21 protein-coding genes are annotated in these 21,699 nt (G+C 66.6%); 14 read left to right on the forward strand and 7 right to left on the reverse strand.

Annotated features, from left to right (window positions below; translation table 11 throughout):
* The first annotated feature begins 42 nt into the window (after positions 1–42).
* The 3 genes from G6N57_RS03710 (at position 43) to G6N57_RS03720 (ending at position 3,845) form a co-directional block, all read left to right on the forward strand.
* Positions 43–1,236, forward strand: coding sequence for a lipase family protein (locus tag G6N57_RS03710; RefSeq protein WP_162563889.1), 1,194 nt, complete (start codon positions 43–45; stop codon positions 1,234–1,236).
* Entirely contained in the window at positions 1,233–2,600 is a 1,368-nt protein-coding gene (locus G6N57_RS03715) for an alpha/beta hydrolase (protein ID WP_077738577.1), read from the forward strand. The genes G6N57_RS03710 and G6N57_RS03715 overlap by 4 nt, the downstream gene beginning before the upstream one ends.
* Before the next feature lie 66 nt (positions 2,601–2,666).
* Positions 2,667–3,845 (forward strand): lipase family protein, encoded by a 1,179-nt coding sequence (locus G6N57_RS03720; RefSeq protein ID WP_220098784.1) that lies wholly within the window; start codon positions 2,667–2,669, stop codon positions 3,843–3,845.
* Positions 3,846–3,853: 8 nt separating this feature from the next.
* On the opposite strand, the gene G6N57_RS03725 is transcribed toward G6N57_RS03720, so the two are convergent.
* The 3 genes from G6N57_RS03725 to G6N57_RS03735 are packed head-to-tail and all read right to left on the reverse strand — an operon-like array spanning position 3,854 to position 6,551.
* Positions 3,854–4,576, reverse strand: coding sequence for a GntR family transcriptional regulator (locus G6N57_RS03725; protein WP_077738575.1), 723 nt, complete (start codon positions 4,574–4,576; stop codon positions 3,854–3,856).
* The gene (biuH, locus tag G6N57_RS03730) at positions 4,573–5,259 is read right to left on the reverse strand and encodes a biuret amidohydrolase (RefSeq protein ID WP_077738573.1); all 687 of its coding nucleotides are present in this window, start codon (positions 5,257–5,259) and stop codon (positions 4,573–4,575) included. Before biuH ends, G6N57_RS03725 begins: the two co-directional genes overlap by 4 nt.
* Positions 5,256–6,551 (reverse strand): cytosine permease, encoded by a 1,296-nt coding sequence (locus G6N57_RS03735; RefSeq protein ID WP_077738571.1) that lies wholly within the window; start codon positions 6,549–6,551, stop codon positions 5,256–5,258. The genes biuH and G6N57_RS03735 overlap by 4 nt, the downstream gene beginning before the upstream one ends.
* Positions 6,552–6,737: 186 nt before the next feature.
* Here G6N57_RS03735 and G6N57_RS03740 point away from each other — a divergent pair, with 186 nt between their 5' ends.
* The 7 genes from G6N57_RS03740 to G6N57_RS03770 all read left to right on the forward strand — a co-directional run bounded on the left by G6N57_RS03740 (position 6,738) and on the right by G6N57_RS03770 (position 14,131).
* On the forward strand, positions 6,738–7,997 hold the full coding sequence (locus G6N57_RS03740; RefSeq protein ID WP_077741628.1) for an ammonium transporter: 1,260 nt from the start codon (positions 6,738–6,740) through the stop codon (positions 7,995–7,997).
* A gap of 133 nt (positions 7,998–8,130) precedes the next feature.
* Complete coding sequence (gene glnT / locus G6N57_RS03745) at positions 8,131–9,435, forward strand: type III glutamate--ammonia ligase (RefSeq protein WP_077738569.1); 1,305 nt, start codon at positions 8,131–8,133, stop codon at positions 9,433–9,435.
* 14 nt (positions 9,436–9,449) lie between these two features.
* On the forward strand, positions 9,450–10,319 hold the full coding sequence (locus tag G6N57_RS03750) for a class II glutamine amidotransferase domain-containing protein (protein WP_077738567.1): 870 nt from the start codon (positions 9,450–9,452) through the stop codon (positions 10,317–10,319).
* Entirely contained in the window at positions 10,307–11,005 is a 699-nt protein-coding gene (locus G6N57_RS03755; RefSeq protein WP_077738565.1) for a GltB/FmdC/FwdC-like GXGXG domain-containing protein, read from the forward strand. The genes G6N57_RS03750 and G6N57_RS03755 overlap by 13 nt, the downstream gene beginning before the upstream one ends.
* On the forward strand, positions 11,005–12,297 hold the full coding sequence (locus G6N57_RS03760) for an FMN-binding glutamate synthase family protein (RefSeq protein WP_077738563.1): 1,293 nt from the start codon (positions 11,005–11,007) through the stop codon (positions 12,295–12,297). The genes G6N57_RS03755 and G6N57_RS03760 overlap by 1 nt, the downstream gene beginning before the upstream one ends.
* Positions 12,294–13,481 carry an NAD(P)/FAD-dependent oxidoreductase gene (locus G6N57_RS03765; protein WP_077738561.1) on the forward strand — a complete coding sequence of 396 codons (1,188 nt, stop codon included), beginning with the start codon at positions 12,294–12,296 and terminating at the stop codon, positions 13,479–13,481. The genes G6N57_RS03760 and G6N57_RS03765 overlap by 4 nt, the downstream gene beginning before the upstream one ends.
* 11 nt (positions 13,482–13,492) lie before the next feature.
* The gene (locus G6N57_RS03770; RefSeq protein ID WP_075923597.1) at positions 13,493–14,131 is read left to right on the forward strand and encodes a type II toxin-antitoxin system RelB family anti-toxin; all 639 of its coding nucleotides are present in this window, start codon (positions 13,493–13,495) and stop codon (positions 14,129–14,131) included.
* Between the two features lie 14 nt (positions 14,132–14,145).
* Here G6N57_RS03770 and G6N57_RS03775 read toward each other — a convergent pair whose 3' ends face one another.
* A complete protein-coding gene (locus G6N57_RS03775; protein WP_075923599.1) occupies positions 14,146–14,361 on the reverse strand; it encodes a hypothetical protein in 216 nt (71 codons plus the stop codon).
* Positions 14,362–14,679: 318 nt separating this feature from the next.
* Between G6N57_RS03775 and leuA the strand changes: the two genes are divergently transcribed.
* Both leuA and G6N57_RS03785 read left to right on the forward strand, forming a co-directional pair.
* Entirely contained in the window at positions 14,680–16,509 is a 1,830-nt protein-coding gene (leuA, locus tag G6N57_RS03780; RefSeq protein ID WP_077738560.1) for a 2-isopropylmalate synthase, read from the forward strand.
* Between the two features lie 50 nt (positions 16,510–16,559).
* The gene (locus G6N57_RS03785; protein ID WP_077738558.1) at positions 16,560–16,946 is read left to right on the forward strand and encodes an SHOCT domain-containing protein; all 387 of its coding nucleotides are present in this window, start codon (positions 16,560–16,562) and stop codon (positions 16,944–16,946) included.
* Here G6N57_RS03785 and G6N57_RS03790 read toward each other — a convergent pair.
* Positions 16,943–17,932 (reverse strand): DEDDh family exonuclease, encoded by a 990-nt coding sequence (locus G6N57_RS03790; RefSeq protein WP_077738557.1) that lies wholly within the window; start codon positions 17,930–17,932, stop codon positions 16,943–16,945. The two genes, G6N57_RS03785 and G6N57_RS03790, sit on opposite strands and share 4 nt — an antisense overlap.
* 74 nt (positions 17,933–18,006) lie before the next feature.
* On the opposite strand from G6N57_RS03790, the gene G6N57_RS03795 reads away from it, so the two are divergent.
* The gene (locus G6N57_RS03795; RefSeq protein ID WP_065515444.1) at positions 18,007–19,227 is read left to right on the forward strand and encodes a Mur ligase family protein; all 1,221 of its coding nucleotides are present in this window, start codon (positions 18,007–18,009) and stop codon (positions 19,225–19,227) included.
* The gene (locus tag G6N57_RS03800; protein ID WP_077738555.1) at positions 19,224–19,961 is read left to right on the forward strand and encodes a type 1 glutamine amidotransferase; all 738 of its coding nucleotides are present in this window, start codon (positions 19,224–19,226) and stop codon (positions 19,959–19,961) included. The genes G6N57_RS03795 and G6N57_RS03800 overlap by 4 nt, the downstream gene beginning before the upstream one ends.
* A 3-nt stretch (positions 19,962–19,964) precedes the next feature.
* Here G6N57_RS03800 and G6N57_RS03805 read toward each other — a convergent pair whose 3' ends face one another.
* Both G6N57_RS03805 and G6N57_RS03810 read right to left on the reverse strand, forming a co-directional pair.
* Complete coding sequence (locus G6N57_RS03805; protein WP_077738554.1) at positions 19,965–20,672, reverse strand: MBL fold metallo-hydrolase; 708 nt, start codon at positions 20,670–20,672, stop codon at positions 19,965–19,967.
* A 56-nt stretch (positions 20,673–20,728) separates the two neighbouring features.
* Positions 20,729–21,616, reverse strand: a complete 888-nt coding sequence (locus G6N57_RS03810) for a type IV toxin-antitoxin system AbiEi family antitoxin (RefSeq protein ID WP_077738553.1) — start codon at positions 21,614–21,616, stop codon at positions 20,729–20,731.
* Positions 21,617–21,699: the final 83 nt, after the last annotated feature.

Below are 21,699 nucleotides of genomic sequence, written 5' to 3' on the forward strand. Positions count from 1 at the left end.
AACAGCATGAGAGGACCTGCCGTGCGTCGAAGTCTTACTCTGATGACCGCAGCCGCGTTGGCGTTCACCGGCTGCGGAACAGAATCTCAACGAATCGACCCCAAAGCCGGCTCAGCGAATTCTGACCCATCTACCACCGACCCAGGCAAAGACTGGCTCGCCGGCGTCAGTCCCAACACTTTGGCCACAGTCGCCGCGCCGCTACGCGATGCCGCGGCCTCGATGGACATCGAGACCCACATCTCGCGATCAGGCATCGATGACACCGAATCTCGGTTCAATACGTCGATTTTCGTCCCCAAGGGGAATCCTCCGGAAGGAGGGTTTCCGATCGTCACACTGGCGCATCGAACCACCGGAACCACGCCAAATTGCGCACCGTCCCTCTCACCGACTCTTCTCGACTTGGCACCGACTGTGGCCACGTTGCTGAAAGCCGGTTACGTCGTGGCCGTTCCTGACTTTCAAGGGCTGGGGAAGCCTGACGCAAACAGCGGCGGAAAGAATACGTACAACCCGTATCTGGACTCCACGACGGCTGGATACAACATGGTCGACGCGGCGCAGGCAGCGCGTACCTCGGTGTCGCAGACCTCGGATTCGTGGCTGGCAATCGGTATCGGCGAGGGCGGGCAGGCCGCCTGGGCCGCCAACGAACTGGCCAACAACTACGACTATCACCTGAACTTCGTAGGCTCGGTGAGCGTTTCGCCGTTGTCGGATATCAGCGGTCTCGCAGACAGCGCACAGAATGGCACGTTGAACAACGACCAGAAGGTAGCCTTCGCTCGCTTGGTCGCCGCATTGCACGCCGAATATCCCGATGTGATCGACCTTGACGACTTTCGGCGCGGCGTCGCCCAACAGCAATGGGACAACCTGCTCGGCTGCCAACCCGCACCCACCGCCGTTCAGGTCGCAGCCCAAATCCCACCCGAAGATCTGCGACCCACCTCCGCAGAAGCCCTGGACACCCTGCGCGGATTCCTACAAAAGGTCAATCTGCCACAGGCACCGGCGATGAAGCCGATGCTGGTTACCTACAGCGGCACCGAACCGGTCAGCCCGGCCGCCTGGACCGACCGGGCACTCAACGCGGCATGCAAGCTAGGCGACACCATCACGATCCGCAAAGACCCACAACCCCAGCTGGATTCCGCCACGACGATGACTTGGATCAACGACCGATTCACATCGACACCCGCCCCAAGTGATTGCGAGGGCCATATCTCATGAACCTGTCCCTGACCAGCGGTCTGATTCCGATAACCCTGCAGCTTCTCGCACTGGTGGCGATCGTGGTCGCGATCGGACGTGGACGGTCCCGAGAATGGCTGCGGCGATGGCTGCTCGTCGCGGTACTCGCTGGGGTGGGCCTGGCGGCGGCCGCACGACTGATCGTCCGCGATCAGGGTTGGTCGGCCGACGCCATCGCGTTCGGAACGGTGTTCTGGACTGCCATGCTCGGGTTCACTGCAACGGTCTTGATCGCAGGATGGCGCGGGTCTGAATGGTGGCGACGGCTGGTGGCGGTTCTGTCGGTGGTGTTGGTGGTCGTGTGCGGGTTCGCAGCGCTCAATACGGCGACCGGTTACTTTCCCACCGTCCGGGCAGCGTGGCTGCGGGTAACCCAGACTGAGCCGGAACAATGGATCGACGAAGCCGAAATCGCGGCGCTGCAGCAGAAGGGGGAGGTACCGACCCGCGGCACGGTCGTGCGGGTGAACATCCCCGCCGACGCTTCGGGCTTCGCACACCGGACCGAGGTGGTGTACCTCCCGCCGGCGTGGTTCTCCAGCAACCCACCACCGCAACTGCCCGCTGTAATCATGATGGGTGGAGAGTTCAACCATCCCAACGACTGGCTTCAGTCCACGGAAGCGCTTCAGACGCTGGACGACTTCGCGGCACTGCATCACGGCAATGCTCCCATCGTGGTGTTCCCGGACATCTCAGGGAAATTCAACAACGACACCGAATGCGTCGACGGCGTGCGCGGCAACGCCGCAGCACATCTCACCAAAGACGTGGTGCCCTACATGATCTCCCGGTTCGGGGTCAGCTCGAAGCCGGAGAACTGGGGGCTGGTGGGCTGGTCCACGGGGGCTACCTGCTCCCTGCTCACCGCAGTCCGTAACCCCGACATGTTCAGTGCGTTCGTCTGGCTCGACGGCACATTGGGTCCCAATGCGGGCACGAAGGACCAGACTGTCGCACGGCTCTTCGGAGGCGACGAACATGCCTGGGAATCGTTCGACCCCAAGACGATCATCACCCGCCACGGCCCGTACGACGACTTGTCGGCATGGCTCGGCGTCGCAGATGACACACCGACCGTCCACCGCGACGCCAGCACGACGCCGCCTTCCGAGGACTCGATCGCCGACTGGGACACCTACTCGGAAGAACACGCACCCAACGCGAACAAGCTGTGTGCGCTGCTCAGCGGCTACAACATCGAATGCTCGGTGGTCGGTTACAAGGGCGCGCATGACTTCCAATCGGCCAGCGCGGCTTTCGATGCAGCTCTGCCGTGGCTGGCAAGTACGCTCGGCACCCCGGGTGTGCGAGATCGGCAGTTGCCCGGCGCCACCGGCTAGTAGGACTGCACCAGTCGACATCGCTGAATGTTGTTGTGTCGACCTAGGACGAGGAGAGATCTGCTGATGCGCAAGGGGTACAGAGGGTTGGTCGCACTCTCGGCTGCCACGCTGGTGTTCGCCGGGTGTGGAACGTCAGACAAGACCGAGCAGCCCGAGGAAGAAGCGCCCCATAACCTCGGTTCCGTTCCTGCGACGAACGCTGCCGAACCCCTCCGCGATGCTGCCGCGTCGATCGATCTGATCACCCATATCTCGCGATCGGGGATCGACGACACCCAATCAACGGTCACCACTTCCGTATTTACCCCAAAAGGAGACGCGCCAGAAGACGGATTCCCGATCGTCGCTCTGGCACCCGGAGCCACCGGGACTGCTCCTGAATGCGCCCCGTCTCTCTCCGCTAGCCTCCTCGGCGTTGTCCCGACTGTCGTGGCGTTGCTGAAAGCCGGATACGTCGTGGCAGTTCCGGACTTCCAGGGGCTGGGCCATCCCTCCACCGGTGATGACACCGAACCGCAGTACCACCCATATTTGGACTCGACGACGGCCGCGTACAACTTGGTCGACGGAGCTCAGGCGGCGCGCATCGCAGTCCCACAAACGTCAGGTGCATGGCTCACGATGGGTATAGCCGAGGGCGGCCAGGCCGCGTGGGCCGCCAATGAGCTCGCCGACAACTATTCATACGAGCTCGAACTCGCGGGATCAGTGAGCGTGTCGCCCATGACCGACCTCGACGGTCTCGCCGACGCCGCGGAGAACGCCACGTTGAACAACGAGCAGAAGGTGGTCCTCGCTCGATTCCTGGCCGGACTGGAAGCTGCATATCCCGAGGCGATCGACCTTGACGACTTCCGGCGCGGCGTCGCCCAACAGCAATGGGACAACCTGCTCGGCTGCCAACCAGCACCCACCGCCGTTCAGGTCGCAGCCCAAATCCCACCCGAAGATCTGCGACCCACCTCCGCAGAAGCCCTGGACACCCTGCGCGGATTCCTACAAAAGGTCAACTTGCCGCAGGGGCCGACACGGGCTCCAATGCTGGTCGCGTACAGCGGCACCGAACCGGTCAGCCCGGCCGCCTGGACCGACCGGGCACTCAACGCGGCATGCAAGCTAGGCGACACCATCACGATCCGCAAAGACCCACAACCCCAGCTGGATTCCGCCACGACGATGACTTGGATCAACGACCGATTCACATCGACGTCCGTCCCCAACGACTGCAAGGGCCGTAGCTGAAGCCACCCCTACTTCCAGAGCGCCTCCAGTGAGGTGACCGACTGGCCAAGGGCCCTGGCGCTCAATGCCCGCAAGGCACGACGTTCGACCACCTCGAAGCTCGCCCCGACATGTTCATGCAGGGCCGTGCGGCCGGCGTCGAGCTGGTCGTCGAGCAGCAGGTCGACGATCTGGAGGTGCTCGTCGATGGTGGCGATCACCCGTTCCTCGGTGACGAAGTCATACATCCGGATCAACCGGATCCGCCGGTTGATGTTGTCGAGCGTGGCGACCATCGCCTTGTTCCCGGATGCCGCGCACAGTTCGACGTGGAAAGACTCGTCGCGCAGCACCATGTCACCGTCCGGCGGGGGCGGGCTGGCCTTGAGCCCCAGCCACTCTGCGCGCAACGCCGCGAGCCGGTCCTTGTCGTAGCGCAGCTCGCCGGTTTCCAGGATCCGGGTGATGCCGCGCAGCTCGATGGTGATGCGCAGCTCGTAGAGGTCGCGGACGCCCGGGATGTCCAGCGCGATCGGGTAGTACCCGTCGGGCCTGCGTTCGAGCATGCCGTCCGCATGCAACCGGACCAGCGCCTCCCGCAGCGGCGTCCGGCTCACGTTGAGCGTCTCGCACAGCTGGGACTCGACCAGCCGCGTGCGGTGGTCGATCTCCCCGACCATCAGCTTCTTGCCCAGGTCGAGGTAGACGCGGTCGCGCAGCGAGACCGGTTCCTCCACCCGCACCGACGTCATTGCAGTTCCTTGAGCGCTGCCACCACGTCGGCACTGGCGGCATGCGCCCCGAACACCCCACCCTGCATGGTGATCATGTTCAGCGCCGCAACGTGATTGGCGTAGTCGGTGGCACCGGTGGCGTCGGAGACGACGAGGCATTCATATCCGCGGTCGTTGGCGTCGCGCATGGTGGTGTGCACACACACGTCGGTGGTGATGCCGGTGAAGATGATGTGCGTGATGCCGCGGCTGCACAGTACGAGGTCGAGGTCGGTCGCGTAGAAGCTGCCCTTGCCCGGTTTGTCGATGACGGGTTCGCCTGGTAGAGCATCCATCTCGGGCACCAATTGCCATCCCGGCTCGCCGCGGGTGAGGATTCGTCCGCATGGTCCGGCCGAACCGATCTCGGCCCCGATCTGAGCCGAACGCCAGCGCTTGTTGGCGGGTAGGTCCGACAGGTCGGGCCGGTGACCCTCGCGGGTGTGAATGACGAACAGCCCCGCGGCGCGGGCCGCGGCGAGCACCTCCTGAGCAGGGCCGAGCGGGGTGCGCACCAGGGACAGGTCGTAACCCATGGTGTCGACGTATCCGCCCGTGCCGCAGAAGTCGACCTGCCAGTCGATGTTGATCAACGCGGTGTGGCCGGCGGGGATGTCACCGTCGTAGGGCCAGACATACGGGTTGGCGTCGATGGTGATCACGCGGTCTCTCCCGCCAGGACGGGTTGCGACGCGCGCGCCGGCAGGTACGTCAGCACGGTGAAGGCCAGCCCGCCGACCACCATCGCCACCACCGCGTCGGACAGCTGAGGGGCGTAGAAGTGGGTCAGCAGCGCTCCGCCTGCACCGATTGCCCACGCGGCGAACGGTTTCCAGGCCAGTGCCGCGGTGACCCGCCGGTGCGCGAACACCAGCTGGTCGAGGATCAATACGATGCCGATCGGGGGCACCAGCACCCCGAGGATGTTCAACCAGGTCGCGAAGTACGACCAGATGCCGGCGACGGCGGCGACGGTACCGACGATGCCGAGCACGATCGTCAACTGGCGCATGGTCTTTCCGGTGATATTGCCGAATCCGACCGCCCCGTTGTAGAGGCAGTGCGCACATACGCTGCCCAGGTTGACGAAGACGAACACGATCGCCAGCGGCACCAGGACTCCCCCGGCGCTGACCAGGACATGCAGGAAATCGCCGCCGGCAGTGCCAGGCGCGGCGGCGGCACCGAGTGCGACCACGAGCGCGCCGGCCAGCTGAGCGATGAAGTAGGCGACCGGGAAGGCGGCGAACGCCGCCAGCGCACCTTCCTTGCCGTTGCGGGCCCACCGCGTGAAATCGGCTGTCATGGTGCCCGAATCGGCGAAGCATGCGAACACCATCGTCACGGCGACGCCGAAGCTGAACGCGCTCGCACCGGCTCCGCCGCCATAGCTGAGGGCCGATCCGAGCCCGGCACTGCCTGCGGCCAGCACCACGGCGACCACCCCGAGCGGGATGAACAGCACCGAGGCCACCACCCCGATCCACGAGATCGCCCGGATCCCGACGAAGGTCAGCGCCACGAACAACACGCCGGCCAGCAAGGTGATCCACGGCGCGCTCCAGCCCATCGACAGGTTGAGCGTCGAACCCACCATCCCGGTCTGGAACGCGAACCAGCCGATCACCAGCGCCGACAGGAATGCGGAGACGATGCGGAAACCCTTGGTGCCGAAGGTGTCCGCGGCAGTGAGCGCGAAGTTCTTGCCGGAGCGCCCGGCCAGGTAACTGAGCGTGCCCACATAGCCCATCAGGATCAGGTCGCCGACGAGGATCGCCGCCATCCCGGTGACGAAGCCGAGGTTGTAGACCACGATGCCGGCGAACACCGCCGAGGTCATGATCATCGGGAACCCGACCCACACCGCCGACACCGCGAAAAGCGATTTGCGGGCGGACACCGGGACGGGCTCGTTCTCGTACTCCTCGCCGAGGGCGGATGACGCTGTATCCATGGCTGTATACGGTGCGGTATACGGATTTCCCTTGCGTTTCAGCAAATAAAGCTCGGGTTACGAGGTCCTCACCGGCCGCTCGGCGACGTTAACGACGCCGCAACACAACGCGTCGGTCCACGTAACAGAAACATCATCTACTGCCGGTGATCGGCCCGTCCGGGCCGCCACCCCCAGGAGATGTTGATGGATACAGGAACCACGGCGTTCATGCTGTGTTGCATCATCGGCCTCACGCTGATGATCCCGGGACTTGCCCTGTTCTACGGCGGCATGGTCTCGGTCAAGAGCTCGACCAACATGATGATGATGACGTTCGGCGCGGTCGCCCTGGTGGGCGTGCTGTGGGTGTTGTTCGGATTCTCGATGGCGTTCGGGACGTCCTACGGCGACCTCGGACTGCTCGGCAGCATCACCGAGTTCGCCGGCATGAAGAATCTGGTCGAGCCCATGACCTCGGTCAACGGCCTGCCCGTCAGCTTGTTCTCCCTCTTCCAGGCGCTGTTCGCGGCCATCACCGTGGCACTGATCTCGGGAGCGGTCGCCGACCGGATGAAGTTCGGTGCCTGGATGATCTTCGCAGGCGTCTGGGCGGTCCTCGTGTACTTCCCTGTCGCACACTGGGTTTTCGCCTTTGACAAGACGTTCTCGGACGACTCCGTGGGCGGCTGGATCGCCAACAAGCTGCACGCCATCGACTTCGCCGGCGGCACCGCGGTGCACATCAACGCCGGCGCCGCAGCGCTGGCGGTGGCCATCGTGCTCGGCAAGTCGGCCATGTTCGGCCAGCTGCGCAAGCCGCACAACGTCCCGCTGACACTGCTGGGCGCAGGCATGCTGTGGGCCGGCTGGTACGCCTTCAACGGTGGATCCGCCCTGGCCGCGGGCAATTCCGCGGCGATCGTCATGGTGACCACCTTCGTCGCCACCTGCGCGGCCACCCTGGCCTGGATCTCGGTCGAGAAGCTCAAGACCGGCCACGTCACCGGCGTGGGCGCCGCGTCCGGGGCCATCGCGGGCCTGGTCGCCATCACCCCGGCCTGCGGCGCGGTCACTCCCGTCGGCGCCATCATCCTGGGTGCCATCGCGGGCGCGGTCTGCATCCTGGCCGTCGGCCTCAAGGAGAAGCTCGGTTATGACGACTCGCTGGACGTGGTGGGTGTCCACCTGGTCGGCGGCGTGATCGGCACTCTCCTGATCGGCTTCCTGGCCAGCGAGGCCATGCCGAGCAAGGTCAGCGGCCTGTTCTACGGCGGCGGACTCGACCAGCTGTGGAAGCAGGCGATCGCCGCGGGTGCGGTGGCCGCCTACTCGTTCGCGGTCGCATTCGCCATCGCCTACGTGCTCAAGAAGACCATCGGCATTCGGATCTCCGCCGAGGAAGAGGAGAAGGGTATCGACACCGCGTTCCACCGCGATTCGGCCTACGAGCTCGAATTCGCCTGATCTGAACCATGATTCCCCGGCCCGGCTGCCGTGGACCGCTCCCACGGCAGCCGGTCACCGGGGTTTTCTCGACTTGCCGAAGTTTCCTACCGTGATACCGTGATTCTCAACAAGAGACGAAAGTGCTGGTGCTATGCCCTCCGATCTCGCCACCCTCGCCGAACAATCCGGCACCAAGTTCATCCTCGCGTTGTTCGTGGACCTGCGCGGAAAGCCCTGCGCCAAACTGGTTCCCGTCGAATCCGTCGAACTCCTGGCCACCGAGGGCGTCGGCTTCGCCGGCTACGCCGTCGGCGCCATGGGCCAGGAGCCCAAAGACCCCGACCTGATCGCGATCCCCGATCCGGCCTCGTTCACCCCGATACCGTTCATCAAGGAGGGCCTGGCCCTGGTGCACTGCGACCCCCATGTCGGGGGCGCACCGTGGCCGTATGCGCCGCGGGTGATCCTGAAGGGCCTGATCCAGCGCGCCGCCGACGCCGGGTTCGAGCCCTGGGTGGGCGCCGAGGTCGAGTATTTCCTATTGCGACGCAACGCCGATGGCGTTCTGGCCACCGCCGATGCGGCCGACACCGCCGCCCAGCCCTGTTACGACGCGCGCGGCGTCACCCGGATGTATGAGCACCTGACGGCGATCTCGACGGCGATGAACACCCTCGGCTGGTCCAACTACGCCAACGATCACGAGGACGGCAACGGCCAGTTCGAGCAGAACTTCGAGTTCTCCGACGCCCTGACCACGGCCGACCGGGTGATCACGCTGCGCTACCTGCTGTCGATGATCGCCGCCGAGCGCGACATGGTGGCCACCTTCATGCCCAAGCCGTTCAGCGACCGCACCGGCAGCGGCCTGCATCTGCACCTGTCACTGACCAGCGGCGGGACCCCGGTCTTCCCAGCCGAGGCAGACGAGCGGGGCCTCGGCCTGTCCGAGACCGCCTACGCGTTCATCGGCGGCATCCTCGACCACGCCTGCGCACTGCAGTCCGTCGTCGCCCCAACCGTCAACTCCTACAAGCGGACCGGGGCTACCTCGACCGCATCGGGCGCGTCATGGGCGCCACGCAAGCCCAGCTACGGCGGCAACGACCGCACCCACTACATCCGGGTGCCCGACAGTCAACGCATCGAGTTGCGTGGCGGCGACGGCTCGGCCAACCCGTATCTGGCGATCGCCGCGGCCCTGGGCGCCGGGCTCGACGGCGTCAAACGCAGCCTCGACCCGGGCGCGGTGGGCGCCCAGGGACGGGCGGCACTGCCGCCCACCCTGCTGCACGCGGTCGAATCACTGGAGACCGATCCGATCGTCACCGGCGTGCTCGACGTCGCCGGCGAGGGCGTCGCCTCCTACTTCGCCGGCGTCAAACGCGAGGAGTTCTTCGCCTACCACGGCACCGTCACGCCGTGGGAAATCGACCAGTACCTGACGGCCTTCTAGAAGGGAGACAACATATGTGCGGGATCGTGGGACTACACCTGCGCACACCGGAGCTGTATCCGCGCCTCGGCGAGCTGCTCGCCGCCATGCTGGGCGAGATGTCGGATCGCGGCGCCGACTCGGCGGGCATCGCGGTCTACGGGGACCCCGAATGGTCGCCCTACGGGCAGGGTTGCGTCTCGGTCACCGATGTTCCCGAGAAGCCCGATCTGGGCCCGGATGTGGATGTGGTGCAGGTCGATTCGACCTACCTGCTGTCGGCAGACATGGAGTCCGAGGAGCTGCTGGCCCTCGTGCGCGCTGCCTACCCGACCGCGCTGATCTCCGGGTTCGGCCCCGATCTGGCGGTGCTCAAGGGGGTCGGCCATCCCCGCTCACTCACCGAGGCGTGGGGTCTTTCCAAGGCACAGGGCTGGCAGGGCGTCGGGCATACCCGGATGGCGACCGAGTCGGCGGTGACGCCGTCGGGCTGCCATCCCTACACCGTCGGCCCCGGACAATGCCTGGTACACAACGGATCTTTCGCCAACCACGCCACCATCCGCCGCGAACTGCGCCGGGCCGGGGTGGTGTTCGACAGCGAGAACGACACCGAGGTAGGCGCCCGGTTCGTCGCCGAACAGCTGGCCGCCGGCCGTGACGTAGCCACCGCGTTGAAGGAGCTCTGCGCCACCTTCGACGGCTTCTACACGCTGCTGGTCTCCGATCACGACTCGTTCGCGGTGGTCCGCGACGCCATCGCCTGCAAGCCCGCGGTGATCGCCGAAACCGCCGACTGGGTGGCGATGGCCAGCGAGTACCGCGCCCTCGCCGGGCTGCCCGGGGTCGAGCAGGCACGAATTTGGGAACCGGAACCGGAGGTGGTCTACGCATGGACCAGATAGCAGCCACGCTAGTCGGATATGACCTGCGCACAACGCCTTTGCGCGAGGTCAACGCCGCACTGCATCAGCCGGGCGTCGAAGGTGAGTACGTCATCGCCCACCCCGACGGCGCCCACAATGTGGCCGTCGGCCTCAACGCCCCGGTGCGGGTAACGGTCGAAGGCCACGTCGGTTACTACGCCGCCGGGATGAACCAGCTCGCCGAGGTCACCATCAACGGCAACGCCGGGACGGGCGTAGCCGAGAACATGATGAGCGGCACGGTGCGCGTCACCGGGAACGCCTCGCAGTCCGCGGGTGCCACCGCGCACGGCGGCCTGCTGGTCATCGAGGGAGATGCCGCTGCGCGCTGCGGCATCTCGATGAAGGGCGTGGACATCGTGGTGGGCGGCAACATCGGCCACATGAGCGCGTTCATGGCCCAGGCCGGCCGGCTCGTGGTGCGCGGCGACGCCGGAGAGGCGCTGGGCGACTCGATCTACGAGGCCCGCATCTACGTGCGCGGCGAGGTGGCCTCGCTGGGAGCCGACTGCGTCGCCAAACCGATGCGCCCCGAGCACCATGCCGAGCTCGCGGAGTTGTTGTCCGCCAGCGGCTTCAGCGAAGACGACACCGCGGGCTACACCCGCTACGGCTCGGCCCGAAACCTCTACCACTTCCACGTCGACAATGCGAGTGCCTACTGATGCGTGAATCCGCCACCTTCGATCGATCCACGATCGCCGACATCCAACGGGCCGCCGAGACCGGCATCTACGACATCCGCGGCTGGGGCGCCAAACGCCGCCTGCCCCACTTCGACGACCTGCTCTTCCTGGGCGCGTCGATGTCGCGCTACCCCCTGGAGGGCTACCGGGAACGCTGCGGCACCGACGTCATCCTTGGCAGTCGCCACGCCAAACACCCTCTGCACCTGGATATCCCGGTCACCATCGCGGGCATGAGCTTCGGTGCGCTGTCCGGGCCGGCCAAGGAGGCCCTGGGGCGCGGGGCCAGCGAGGCGGGCACGTCGACGACCACCGGCGACGGTGGCATGACCCCCGAGGAACGCGGGCAGAGCAAGCACCTGGTGTACCAGTACCTGCCGTCGCGCTACGGGATGAACCCCGACGACCTGCGCAAGGCCGATGCCATCGAGGTGGTGCTCGGCCAGGGCGCCAAACCCGGCGGCGGTGGAATGCTGTTGGGGCAGAAGATCTCCCCGCGAGTGGCCCAGATGCGCACGCTGCCCGAAGGCATCGACCAGCGCAGCGCATGCCGCCATCCGGACTGGACCGGCCCCGACGATCTGACCATCAAGATCAACGAGCTGCGGGAGATCACCGACTGGGAGAAGCCGATCTACGTCAAGGTCGGGGCCACCCGTACCTACTACGACGTGAAGCTGGCTGTGCATGCCGGGGCCGACGTGGTGGTGGTCGACGGGATGCAGGGCGGGACGGCGGCCACCCAGGAGGTGTTCATCGAACACGTGGGCATCCCGACCCTGGCGGCGGTGCCGCAGGCCGTGCAGGCGTTGCAGGAGCTCGGCGTCCACCGACAGGTGCAATTGATCGTGTCCGGTGGCATCCGCACCGGGGCCGACGTGGCCAAGGCCCTCGCGCTGGGTGCCGATGCCGTCGCGATCGGCACCGCCGCGCTGATCGCGCTGGGCGACAACCATCCCCGCTACGCCGCCGAGTACGAGAAGCTCGGCAGCGCAGCCGGTTTCTACGACGACTTCCAGGACGGCCGCGATCCGGTCGGCATCACCACCCAGGACCCGGAGCTGGCGGCCCGGTTCGATCCCATCGAGGGCGGCCGCCGGCTGGCCAACTATCTGCGAGTGCTGACCATGGAAGCCCAGACCATCGCCAGGGCCTGCGGTAAGGCCCACGTGTGTCACCTGGAGCCCGAAGATCTGGTGGCGGTCACCATCGAGGCGGCCGCGATGGCTCGGGTACCGCTGGCCGGCACGAACTGGATTCCGGGCCAGTGAGCGCCACCGCAGACGTCGTCATCGTCGGCGGCGGACTGGAGGGCGCGGCGGCCGCGTGGGCGTTGAGTCAGCGCGGCGTCACCGATGTGACTGTGCTGGAGCGCAATACCGTCGGCGCCGGGATGACCGGGAAATCCAGCGGGATCGTGCGCTGCCACTACGGGGTCAGCTCACTGGCCGCGATGGCCACCGTCGGCCTAGAGGTGTTCGAGAACGCCGAGGAGTACTTCGGCACCGACATCGGGTTCCGGCAGCCCGGCTATGTCGTCGGTGTCGGGGCACCCAACGTCGACAACCTGCGCAAGAGCCTGGCCGCCCAACGCGAGGTCGGGGTGCAGACCGAGGAGATCGACGCTGCCGAAGTGGCCAAGATGTGGCCGTGGGCCGATCTGGAACCGTTCGCGGCGTTCGGGTGGGAGGCCCGCGGCGGGTACGGCGACGCCTACCAGACCGCGCAGGCGTTCGCGGTGTCGGCCAGAGCCGCCGGGGTACGAATCCACCAGGGCGCCACCGTGACCGGGTTGATCGTCAACGGGGACCGAGTCACCGGTGTCGAGCTGGTCGACGGCACCCGGGTCACGGCAGGCACCGTCGTCGTCGCCACCGGTGTCTGGACCCGGCCGTTCCTGGCGCCCTACGGCGTCGACGTCCCGATCCGGGTGCACCGGGAACAGATCGTGACGATCAAACCCGGATTGGACACCGGCCCCGTACCGGTCTTCTCCGACCTGGTATCGCTGCAGTACATCCGGCCCGAGCCGAACGGCGAGCTGCTGTTCGGAAATTCCGATCTGGCCGAGTTGGAGCCCGCCGACCCGGACAACTACCTGAACCGGGCCACCGACGGCTTCATCGACCTGACCGTCGACAAGGTCGGCACTCGATTTCCCGGATTCCCCGACGCGGCGATCACCGGCAGCTACGCCGGCTGTTACGACGTCACCCCGGACTGGAATCCCGTGATCTCCACGACCGGAATCGACGGCCTGCTGCTGGCGGCCGGATTCAGCGGGCACGGGTTCAAGATCGCGCCGGCGGTCGGCAGGCTGGTCGCCGACCTGGTGACCGAGGGACACAGCCGCGACCCGCGGATCCCCGAGTCAGATTTCCGGCTCACCCGGTTCGCAGAGGACAATTTGCTCACAAGCCGGTATCCGTACGTCGGTGCCGGGGAGATGCGATAGACGGGAGTGCAGTGAGCGACCTGCTCCGCAATGCCGGCACAGCCCGCGATCGCGATCCGCACGCGCCCGTCGAGGAACTGGAGTTCGAGGCAGCGATCGGGCGCAACGTCCGGCAACTGCGCCAGCAACATGGGCTCACCGTCGCCGACATGGCCGCGCGGGTGGGCATCTCCAAGGCGATGCTTTCCAAGATCGAGAACGCCCAGACCTCCTGCAGTCTGTCCACCCTCGCGCTGCTCGCCAAAGGCCTCGACGTTCCGGTGACCAGCCTGTTCCGCGGGGCCGACGTCGAACGTCCGGCGGCCTTCGTCAAGGCGGGCACCGGTCCGGAGATCGTGCGCAACGGCACCAAGCAGGGGCACGAATATCAGCTGCTCAGCTCGCTGCGCGGCGAGCACAAACGGCTGGAATGCCTGCATGTCACGCTGACCGAGAAGAGCCAGACGTACCCGCTGTTCCAGCATCCCGGCACCGAGTTCATCTACATGCTCGAGGGCGTCATGGACTACAGCCACAGCCGCTCGGTCTACCGGTTGCAGCCGGGCGACTCCTTGCAGATCGACGGGGAAGGCGCTCACGGACCGGTGGACCTGATCGAACTGCCGATCCGGTTCCTGTCGGTGATCGCCTTCCCCGATTCGCAGGTGTGACACCGCCGTGGGCATCACTCGTACACGCTGAGAATCCGCTGCGGGCCGTGGTGGTTGTGCCAGCCGGGCTTCATGCCGGGAGCCGGGGTCGCGTAGGTATCCGGGCTGTAGAGGTTGCCCGAGCCGTGCGGCTCCTGGGCGGCGGCCGTACCGGCCAGGCCGAGCGCGACGGCGCCGAAGACGCCCGCGGACAGGATGGGCAGTGCCAGAGCCTTGGTGAACTTGGTCATGATCGTGAATCCTTCTGTCTCAGTTGGGTTTTCGATTGTTGTTGCGGCTTGTTCGGCCGCTGAGACAAGAATGCGATCCAGACGGTCCCGGGTCTGTCCGGCGATCGGGCGATGAGGCTGCTGAAGTTGCGTTCCCCCGATCGGAGGCAGTGCACGTCAACCGCGAGTTTTGGCCTGGGATTGCCGCGGAGTACAGTTGAGCGCGTGCAGCGGGTGCTCCTTCTCGGACGCCGCGACGGGGTCTGATCAGACCGGCTTCCTGTCGCGGGTTTTTGCGATGCGCCGGTCGGGTCCCCTTCAAACTCCCGGAGCAAAACCATGACCACCCCCGACATCTCTGTAGATGCCTTCAGTTCGGTGCGCGAGATCAAGACGCCGGCAGGCACCCCCAACCCCGGACAGCCCGTGTGGAACACCCAGCGCGGCTCATCCATGCCGGTCACCCGCTATCGCAGCTTCGCCGACGAGGTTCCCGGCGGCAGCCCGGCCTTCGGCACCGGCGTCCCGTTCGACCGCACCTGGCCGGACCGCGTCATCGACAAGGCACCCATGTGGTGCGCCGTCGACCTGCGTGACGGCAACCAGGCCCTGATCGACCCCATGAGCCCCGCGCGCAAGCGCCGCATGTTCGACCTGCTGGTCCGGATGGGCTACAAGGAGATCGAGGTCGGCTTTCCCTCCGCCAGCCAGACCGACTACGACTTCGTCCGCGAGATCATCGAGGACGGCGCGATCCCCGACGACGTGACCATCCAGGTGCTGACCCAGTGCCGGCCCGAGCTGATCGAGCGCACCTTCGAGGCCTGTGCCGGCGCCCCGCAGGCGATCGTGCACTTCTACAACTCGACGTCGATCCTGCAGCGCCGCGTGGTGTTCCGCGCCGACCGCGACGCCGTCAAGAAGATCGCCACCGACGGCGCCCAGATGTGCGTCGAGGAGGCCAAGAAGTACCCGCAGACCCGCTGGCGCTTCGAGTACTCCCCCGAGTCCTACACGGGCACCGAGCTGGACTACGCCGTCGAGGTGTGCAACGCAGTCGCCGACATCGTCAAGCCCACCCCCGAGTGGCCGCTGATCGTCAACCTGCCCGCCACCGTCGAGATGGCCACCCCGAACGTGTACGCCGATTCGATCGAGTGGATGAGCCGGCACCTGACCCCGCGCGACTCGATCATCCTGAGCCTGCACCCGCACAACGACCGCGGAACCGGCGTTGCCGCAGCCGAATTGGGCTACCAGGCCGGCGCCGACCGGATCGAGGGCTGCCTGTTCGGCAACGGCGAGCGCACCGGCAATGTCTGCCTGGTCACCCTGGGCCTGAACATGTTCAGCCGCGGGGTCGATCCGCAGATCGACTTCTCCAACATCGACGAGATCCGGCGCACGGTCGAGTACTGCAACCAGCTGCCCGTGCACGAGCGTCACCCCTACGGCGGTGACCTGGTCTACACCGCGTTCTCCGGCAGCCACCAGGACGCCATCAACAAGGGCCTGGACGCCATGAAGATCTCGGCGGACGAGGCAGATTCCGACGTCGACGACATCCTGTGGCAGGTGCCGTACCTGCCGATCGATCCCAAGGACGTCGGCCGCACCTACGAGGCCGTGATCCGGGTCAACTCGCAGTCCGGCAAGGGCGGCGTGGCCTACATCATGAAGGCCGACCACGGCCTGTCGCTGCCGCGCCGGCTGCAGATCGAGTTCAGCCAGGCCATTCAGCAGATCACCGATGGCGAGGGCGGCGAGGTGTCGCCCAAGGAGATCTGGGACGCGTTCTCCGAGGAGTACCTGGCCCCGATCACCCCGCTGGAACGCATCCGCCAGAAGGTGGTGGCCTCCGAGATCGACGGCGGCACCGACACCATCACCGCCATCGTCAAGATCGACGGCGTCGAGCGCGAGATCGTCGGTGCAGGCAACGGCCCGCTGGCGGCCTTCGTCGATGCACTCGGCGCCATCGGCTACGACATCAATGTGCTGGACTACTCCGAGCACGCCATGTCCTCGGGTGAAGAGGCGCAGGCCGCGGCCTATGTCGAGGCGTCGATCGGCGGCAGGACGGTCTGGGGCGTCGGCATCGCGACTTCGATCACAACTGCATCACTTCGCGCCGTCGTATCTGCCGTCAACCGCGCGGCGCGTGGTTAGCTGACGCTGGCGTAGATCACTACGCCACGGTCAACTACAAGGAGCAGTCCATGGACTGGGGTTCGACTTGGGATTTCCTCTGGCATTTCCTGATCATCTTCGCCTGGATCGCATACCTGCTGGTCCTGTTCCAGATCCTCACCGACCTGTTCTGGCGTGATCACAAGACCTCCGGCTGGGTGAAGGCCGTGTGGGTGGTCTTCCTGATCCTGCTGCCGTGGCTCACCGCGCTGGTGTACCTGATCGCCCGGGGCAAGGGCATGTCCGAGCGGGCACAGGCGGCTGCGCTGGCGGCCAAGAAAGAGACCGACGACTACATCCGCCAGGCCGCGGGTCGGTCCCCGGCTCAGGAGATCGCCGACGCCAAGGCTCTGCTGGATGCCGGCACCATCAGCCAGGCCGAGTTCGACGGGCTGAAGGCCAAGGCACTGAGCTAAAACAGCGTGTACTGATCGCTTTCAGGTGCGGTGTCGACGAACTCCTCGATGTTCGCCCCGCCGACGACGTGGGCCAGCAGGCCCATGAACGTCTCGTCGTCGAGGATCGGCACCCCCACCTCCACGGCCTGGTAGCCCTTGCCCTGATCGGGTGCGGGCTCGTTGCAGAGGACCAGCGAGGTCTGCTGGTCCACCAGGTCCGTGTAGGCCAGCCCGGCGTGCAGGATGCGCTCGATGAGCTCCTCATGGGTGCGGGCCACCTCCGCCGACAGCGCCACCCGCATGCCCTGGACGAGTGGCCGCCCCGGCACGTAGATGCCGGGGTTGGCGTACTCGCACGGCAACCGCGAGGCCAGAACCTTCAGCGGCCGCAGCTCCTCATGGGTGACGTGACCGTTGGGCCAGCGGCGCCTGCTCACCTCCCGCAGCGGCAGCCAGACCTTGCGGTCGCGAGCCCGGGCCAAGGTGGGCTTGAGGATCTGCGCCAGCACCAGCGCGTCGTCGAGGGCATCGTGGGGCTTCATCTGGCTCACGCCCCAGTGCGCGGCCAGCGTCTCCAGCCGCAGGTTCTCGGTGCCCAGCGCCAGCCTGCGGGCCAACTCGACCGTGCACATCACGCTGTCGACCGGCAGTTCCGCGCCGACCAGTTCGGCCTCTGCGGCCAGGAAGCTGTAGTCGAAGCCCACGTTGTGGGCCACCAGCGTGCGTCCTCGCAGAATGTCGCTCACCTCGTCGACGACGTCTGCGAAGGTCGGCTGACCCTCCAGCATCTCGGCCGTCAGTCCGTGTACATGGGTGGGCCCGGGATCGACCCCAGGGTTCAGCAAGGAAGCCACACTGCGCTCGACATTGCCGTCATCACCGACGGCAAGGGCGGCGACGCTGACGATGCGGGCCTGCCCGGGCCGGAACCCGGTGGTCTCCACGTCGACGACGGCCCAGCCCGTGCCCGGCTCGGACGCCGGCCTGCCCCACGCGCTGCTCATAATCGCCAGGATGGCACGCGAGCCCGACAACCTCGGGCGGCACACACGCGTGTCGTGCCCCTAAAATCGCCGGAATGCTGACCCTTCGCGGGCGTGCCGCACTGGCCGCCGGATCAACCGCGCGCTGGGCGTCGCGGGTCACCGGACGCGGCGCGGGCGCGATGATCGGCGGGCTGGTGGCGATGACGCTAGACCGCTCGATCCTGCGTCAACTGGGCCAGGACCGCCGCAGCGTCGTCGTGACCGGCACGAACGGCAAATCGACCACCACCAGGATGACCGCGGCCGCCCTGGCCACGCTGGGCCCGGTGGCCAGCAACTCCGAGGGCGCCAACATGGACGCCGGCCTGGTGGCGGCACTGGCCGGAGCCCGCGATGCCACGCTGGCGGCGCTGGAAGTCGACGAGATGCACGTCCCGCACGTCAGCGATGCGGTGAACCCGTCGGTGATCGTGCTGCTCAATCTGTCCCGCGACCAGTTGGACCGGGTGGGTGAGATCAACCACATCGAGCGCACCCTGCGCGGCGGTCTGGCCCGTCATCGCGATGCGGTGATCGTGGCCAACTGCGACGACGTCCTGATGACCTCGGCCGCCTACGACAGCCCCAACGTGGTGTGGGTGGCTGCCGGCGGCAGCTGGTCCGGCGACTCGGTCAGCTGCCCGCGGTCCGGCGAGATCATCGAGCGCAACGGACGCGACTGGCACTCCACCGGAAGCGACTTCAAGCGTCCCAGCCCGCAGTGGTGGTTCGACGACACCCACATCTACGGTCCCGACGGCCTCACGCTGCCGATGACTCTGGCCCTGCCGGGCGCCGTGAACCGCGGCAACGCCACCCAGGCGGTCGCGGCGGCCGTGGCGCTGGGCGCCGATCCCGCCGCCGCGGTGGCCGCGGTCTCCGGCGTCGACGAGGTGGCCGGGCGGTACCGCACCGTGCAGATCGGCTCGCACACCGCGCGGATCCTGCTGGCCAAGAATCCGGCCGGCTGGCAGGAGGCCCTGTCGATGGTGGACAAGCACGGCGCCGGGGTGGTCATCTCGGTCAACGGGCAGGTGCCCGACGGTGAGGACCTGTCCTGGCTGTGGGACGTGCGGTTCGAGCATTTCGACGACACGGTCGTCGTCGCCGCCGGGGAGCGTGGGACGGATCTGGCCGTGCGGCTCGGGTACGCCGGCGTCGAGCATTCCCTGGTGCACGACACCGTCGCCGCGATCGACTCCTGCCCGCCCGGGCACGTCGAGGTGATCGCCAACTACACGGCCTTCCTGCAACTGAATCGGCGGATCTCATGAGTGGCGCGCACGCGAGGAGCAACAAGGCCCCTGTGCAGATCGGGCTGGTGCTGCCCGACGTGATGGGCACCTACGGCGACAGCGGCAACGCCGTGGTGCTGCAGCAGCGGTTGCGGTTGCGCGGAATCGACGCCGAGATCGTGGAGATCACGCTCGCCGATCCGGTGCCCGACTCGCTGGATCTGTACACCCTCGGCGGCGCCGAGGACTACGCGCAGCGGCTGGCGACCAAGCATCTGATCCGGTATCCCGGTCTGCAGCAAGCGGTTTCGCGTGGTGCGCCGGTGCTCGCGATCTGCGCGGCGATCCAGGTGCTCGGCCACTGGTACGAGACCTCTGCCGGGGAGCGGGTCGAAGGTGTTGGGCTGCTCGACGTCACGACGTCGCCGCAGGAGACCCGCACCATCGGCGAGGTGGCTTCCACTCCCCTGCTCGAGGGCCTCACCCAGCCGCTGACCGGTTTCGAAAACCACCGCGGCGGAACGGTTCTGGGTCCGGACGCCAGACCGCTGGCCGCCGTCACCAAAGGGGCAGGCAACCGTTTGGGCGACGGCTACGACGGCGCGGTGCAAGGCAGTGTGGTGGCCACCTACCTGCACGGCCCGTGCCTGGCCCGCAACCCGGAACTGGCCGATCATCTGCTGTCGCAGGTGGTCGGCGAGCTGCCGCCGTTGCAGCTGCCGGAGGTCGATCTGCTGCGTCGCGAGCGGTTGGCCGCCCCGCGCCGGGTGTAGCGGTCAGGCGAAAACGTCGACCGCAGCGGCGATCTTGGCGGCGGCATCACTGAGAATCGGCTCGCCATGGCCGAATCCGGCGATCTGTGCACCGGTGGCGGCGATCCTGGACACCGAGTCGGTGAGCTCTGAGCGGTCGACGTTGAAGACACCCGCGATCACCTGACCGTTGAACTCTGCGACGGTGTCTCCGGTGAGCACGGCATCCGCCGCCGGGAGATACAGCGCGATGCTGCCGGGAGTATGGCCGGGCACACCGATCACCCTTGCCCCGCCGGCGAAGTCGAGAACGTCGCCGTCGCCGACCACCCGGTCCACCTGGCATGCCGGGCCGTTCGGCGGTTCCACGAGATCCGGGCGGAGCGTCCGCTCCGAGTCGGTCAGCACCGGAATCGGACCCGGCTCGCCACGCACGTACCCGGCGTCGGCCGCACCGGCGATGACCTCGACGTCAGACCAGTCCGCGATCTCGGCGGCCGCACCGCTGTGGTCCTCGTGAAAGTGCGTGAGGACGATGCGCTTGACGTGAATCCGCCGCAGGCCGAGTTCGGTGAGGGCGTCGGCGATCAAATCGGCGCTGTCCGGCCAGCCGGCGTCGATCAGCGTCACGCCGTCGGGTTCGGTCCACAGGTAGCAGTTGAGTAGATGAGCCTGGCCACCTGGGATGCGCAGACGGTAGAGCGAGGGCGCCATCTGGAGTAGGTCGGGCATGACTCGACGTTACTGGCTCGCCACGGGAGCCGCCGAAACTGTATTCCGGCAGCTTCCTACCCGCACTTTCTCGGCTGGAATACAGTTTCGCGGAGGGTGCCGTCCCATCCACGTGCCTTCAACGCCCGGTAAGCCCGCTGGACCACCTGAGCTTCGCGGTCCTCCTTGATGACTCGCATGACATCCCAACCGAGTTGCTCCAGCTTCGGCAACACTCGCAGATCCTTGACGTACTGGGCACGGTCTGTCTGGTGCTGGCCACCGTCGTACTCCGAGGCGACCTGGAAGTCATCCCAGCCCATATCGACTGTGCGAACCACGCGTCCCCACTCGTCGGCGATGGCGATCTGGGTCGTCGGCCGCGGCAACCCGGCATCGATGTAGAGCAGCCGCAGCCGAGACTCCGGAGGTGACTGCGCGCCTCCGTCGACCAACGGAAGCACGGCTTTCAGCTTTGCCACCCCGCGGGCACCTCGGTACTGCTTGGTAAGCATGAGGACGTCCTCAGCGGAGAACGGGCACGCGTGCATCAGGGCGTCCAGCCGTTCAACAGCCTTCCTCCGCGGCAGGAATCGCCCAAGGTCGAACGCCGTGCGCGCAGGTGTCGTCACCGGTATGCCCGAGACACAGGTCACCTCGTCATCAGCAATGCGTTCGTTCCTGACGACGATGCCGTCGGGTGGACGAGTGCAGTCCCAGACGAGTTCGATCTCGACATCGTCGTCGACCCATTCAGCTCCGTGCAGGGCTGACGCCGCAACCCCTGACACGACGCCTTCCCGATGGCTCCACAGCCATGCACCCACAGTCCTGTCCCGCAGCGACGGCACACGATTTCGAGGGGTGTGGACATTCGGGTAAATCGGTCGATACCAACGCTGCAACTCATGTCGGGTCACGACGCCGTTGGCGACGGCTTCGCTGCCCACGAGTACCTCCCCCATGTGCCGATCCTGGCCGGGGGGGTGCGACAAACTCGCCGAAACGGTATTCCGGCAGGCAGCTACTCGTACTTCTGCTGCTGGAA

This window comes from Mycolicibacterium boenickei (assembly GCF_010731295.1).
In the GTDB taxonomy this organism is placed as follows: Bacteria; Actinomycetota; Actinomycetes; order Mycobacteriales; family Mycobacteriaceae; genus Mycobacterium; species Mycobacterium boenickei.

What these genes read in the sequence shown, in the direction of transcription:
- G6N57_RS03710 (WP_162563889.1), top strand. Translation starts at nt 43, where the DNA reads ATGACCGCAGCCGCGTTGGCGTTCACCGGCTGCGGAACAGAATCTCAA.
- G6N57_RS03715 (WP_077738577.1), top strand. Translation starts at nt 1,233, where the DNA reads ATGAACCTGTCCCTGACCAGCGGTCTGATTCCGATAACCCTGCAGCTT.
- G6N57_RS03720 (WP_220098784.1), top strand. Translation starts at nt 2,667, where the DNA reads ATGCGCAAGGGGTACAGAGGGTTGGTCGCACTCTCGGCTGCCACGCTG.
- G6N57_RS03725 (WP_077738575.1), bottom strand. Translation starts at nt 4,576, where the DNA reads ATGACGTCGGTGCGGGTGGAGGAACCGGTCTCGCTGCGCGACCGCGTC.
- G6N57_RS03735 (WP_077738571.1), bottom strand. Translation starts at nt 6,551, where the DNA reads ATGGATACAGCGTCATCCGCCCTCGGCGAGGAGTACGAGAACGAGCCC.
- G6N57_RS03740 (WP_077741628.1), top strand. Translation starts at nt 6,738, where the DNA reads ATGGATACAGGAACCACGGCGTTCATGCTGTGTTGCATCATCGGCCTC.
- glnT (WP_077738569.1), top strand. Translation starts at nt 8,131, where the DNA reads ATGCCCTCCGATCTCGCCACCCTCGCCGAACAATCCGGCACCAAGTTC.
- G6N57_RS03750 (WP_077738567.1), top strand. Translation starts at nt 9,450, where the DNA reads ATGTGCGGGATCGTGGGACTACACCTGCGCACACCGGAGCTGTATCCG.
- G6N57_RS03755 (WP_077738565.1), top strand. Translation starts at nt 10,307, where the DNA reads ATGGACCAGATAGCAGCCACGCTAGTCGGATATGACCTGCGCACAACG.
- G6N57_RS03760 (WP_077738563.1), top strand. Translation starts at nt 11,005, where the DNA reads ATGCGTGAATCCGCCACCTTCGATCGATCCACGATCGCCGACATCCAA.
- G6N57_RS03775 (WP_075923599.1), bottom strand. Translation starts at nt 14,361, where the DNA reads ATGACCAAGTTCACCAAGGCTCTGGCACTGCCCATCCTGTCCGCGGGC.
- leuA (WP_077738560.1), top strand. Translation starts at nt 14,680, where the DNA reads ATGACCACCCCCGACATCTCTGTAGATGCCTTCAGTTCGGTGCGCGAG.
- G6N57_RS03785 (WP_077738558.1), top strand. Translation starts at nt 16,560, where the DNA reads ATGGACTGGGGTTCGACTTGGGATTTCCTCTGGCATTTCCTGATCATC.
- G6N57_RS03790 (WP_077738557.1), bottom strand. Translation starts at nt 17,932, where the DNA reads ATGAGCAGCGCGTGGGGCAGGCCGGCGTCCGAGCCGGGCACGGGCTGG.
- G6N57_RS03795 (WP_065515444.1), top strand. Translation starts at nt 18,007, where the DNA reads ATGCTGACCCTTCGCGGGCGTGCCGCACTGGCCGCCGGATCAACCGCG.
- G6N57_RS03800 (WP_077738555.1), top strand. Translation starts at nt 19,224, where the DNA reads ATGAGTGGCGCGCACGCGAGGAGCAACAAGGCCCCTGTGCAGATCGGG.
- G6N57_RS03805 (WP_077738554.1), bottom strand. Translation starts at nt 20,672, where the DNA reads ATGCCCGACCTACTCCAGATGGCGCCCTCGCTCTACCGTCTGCGCATC.
- G6N57_RS03810 (WP_077738553.1), bottom strand. Translation starts at nt 21,616, where the DNA reads ATGGGGGAGGTACTCGTGGGCAGCGAAGCCGTCGCCAACGGCGTCGTG.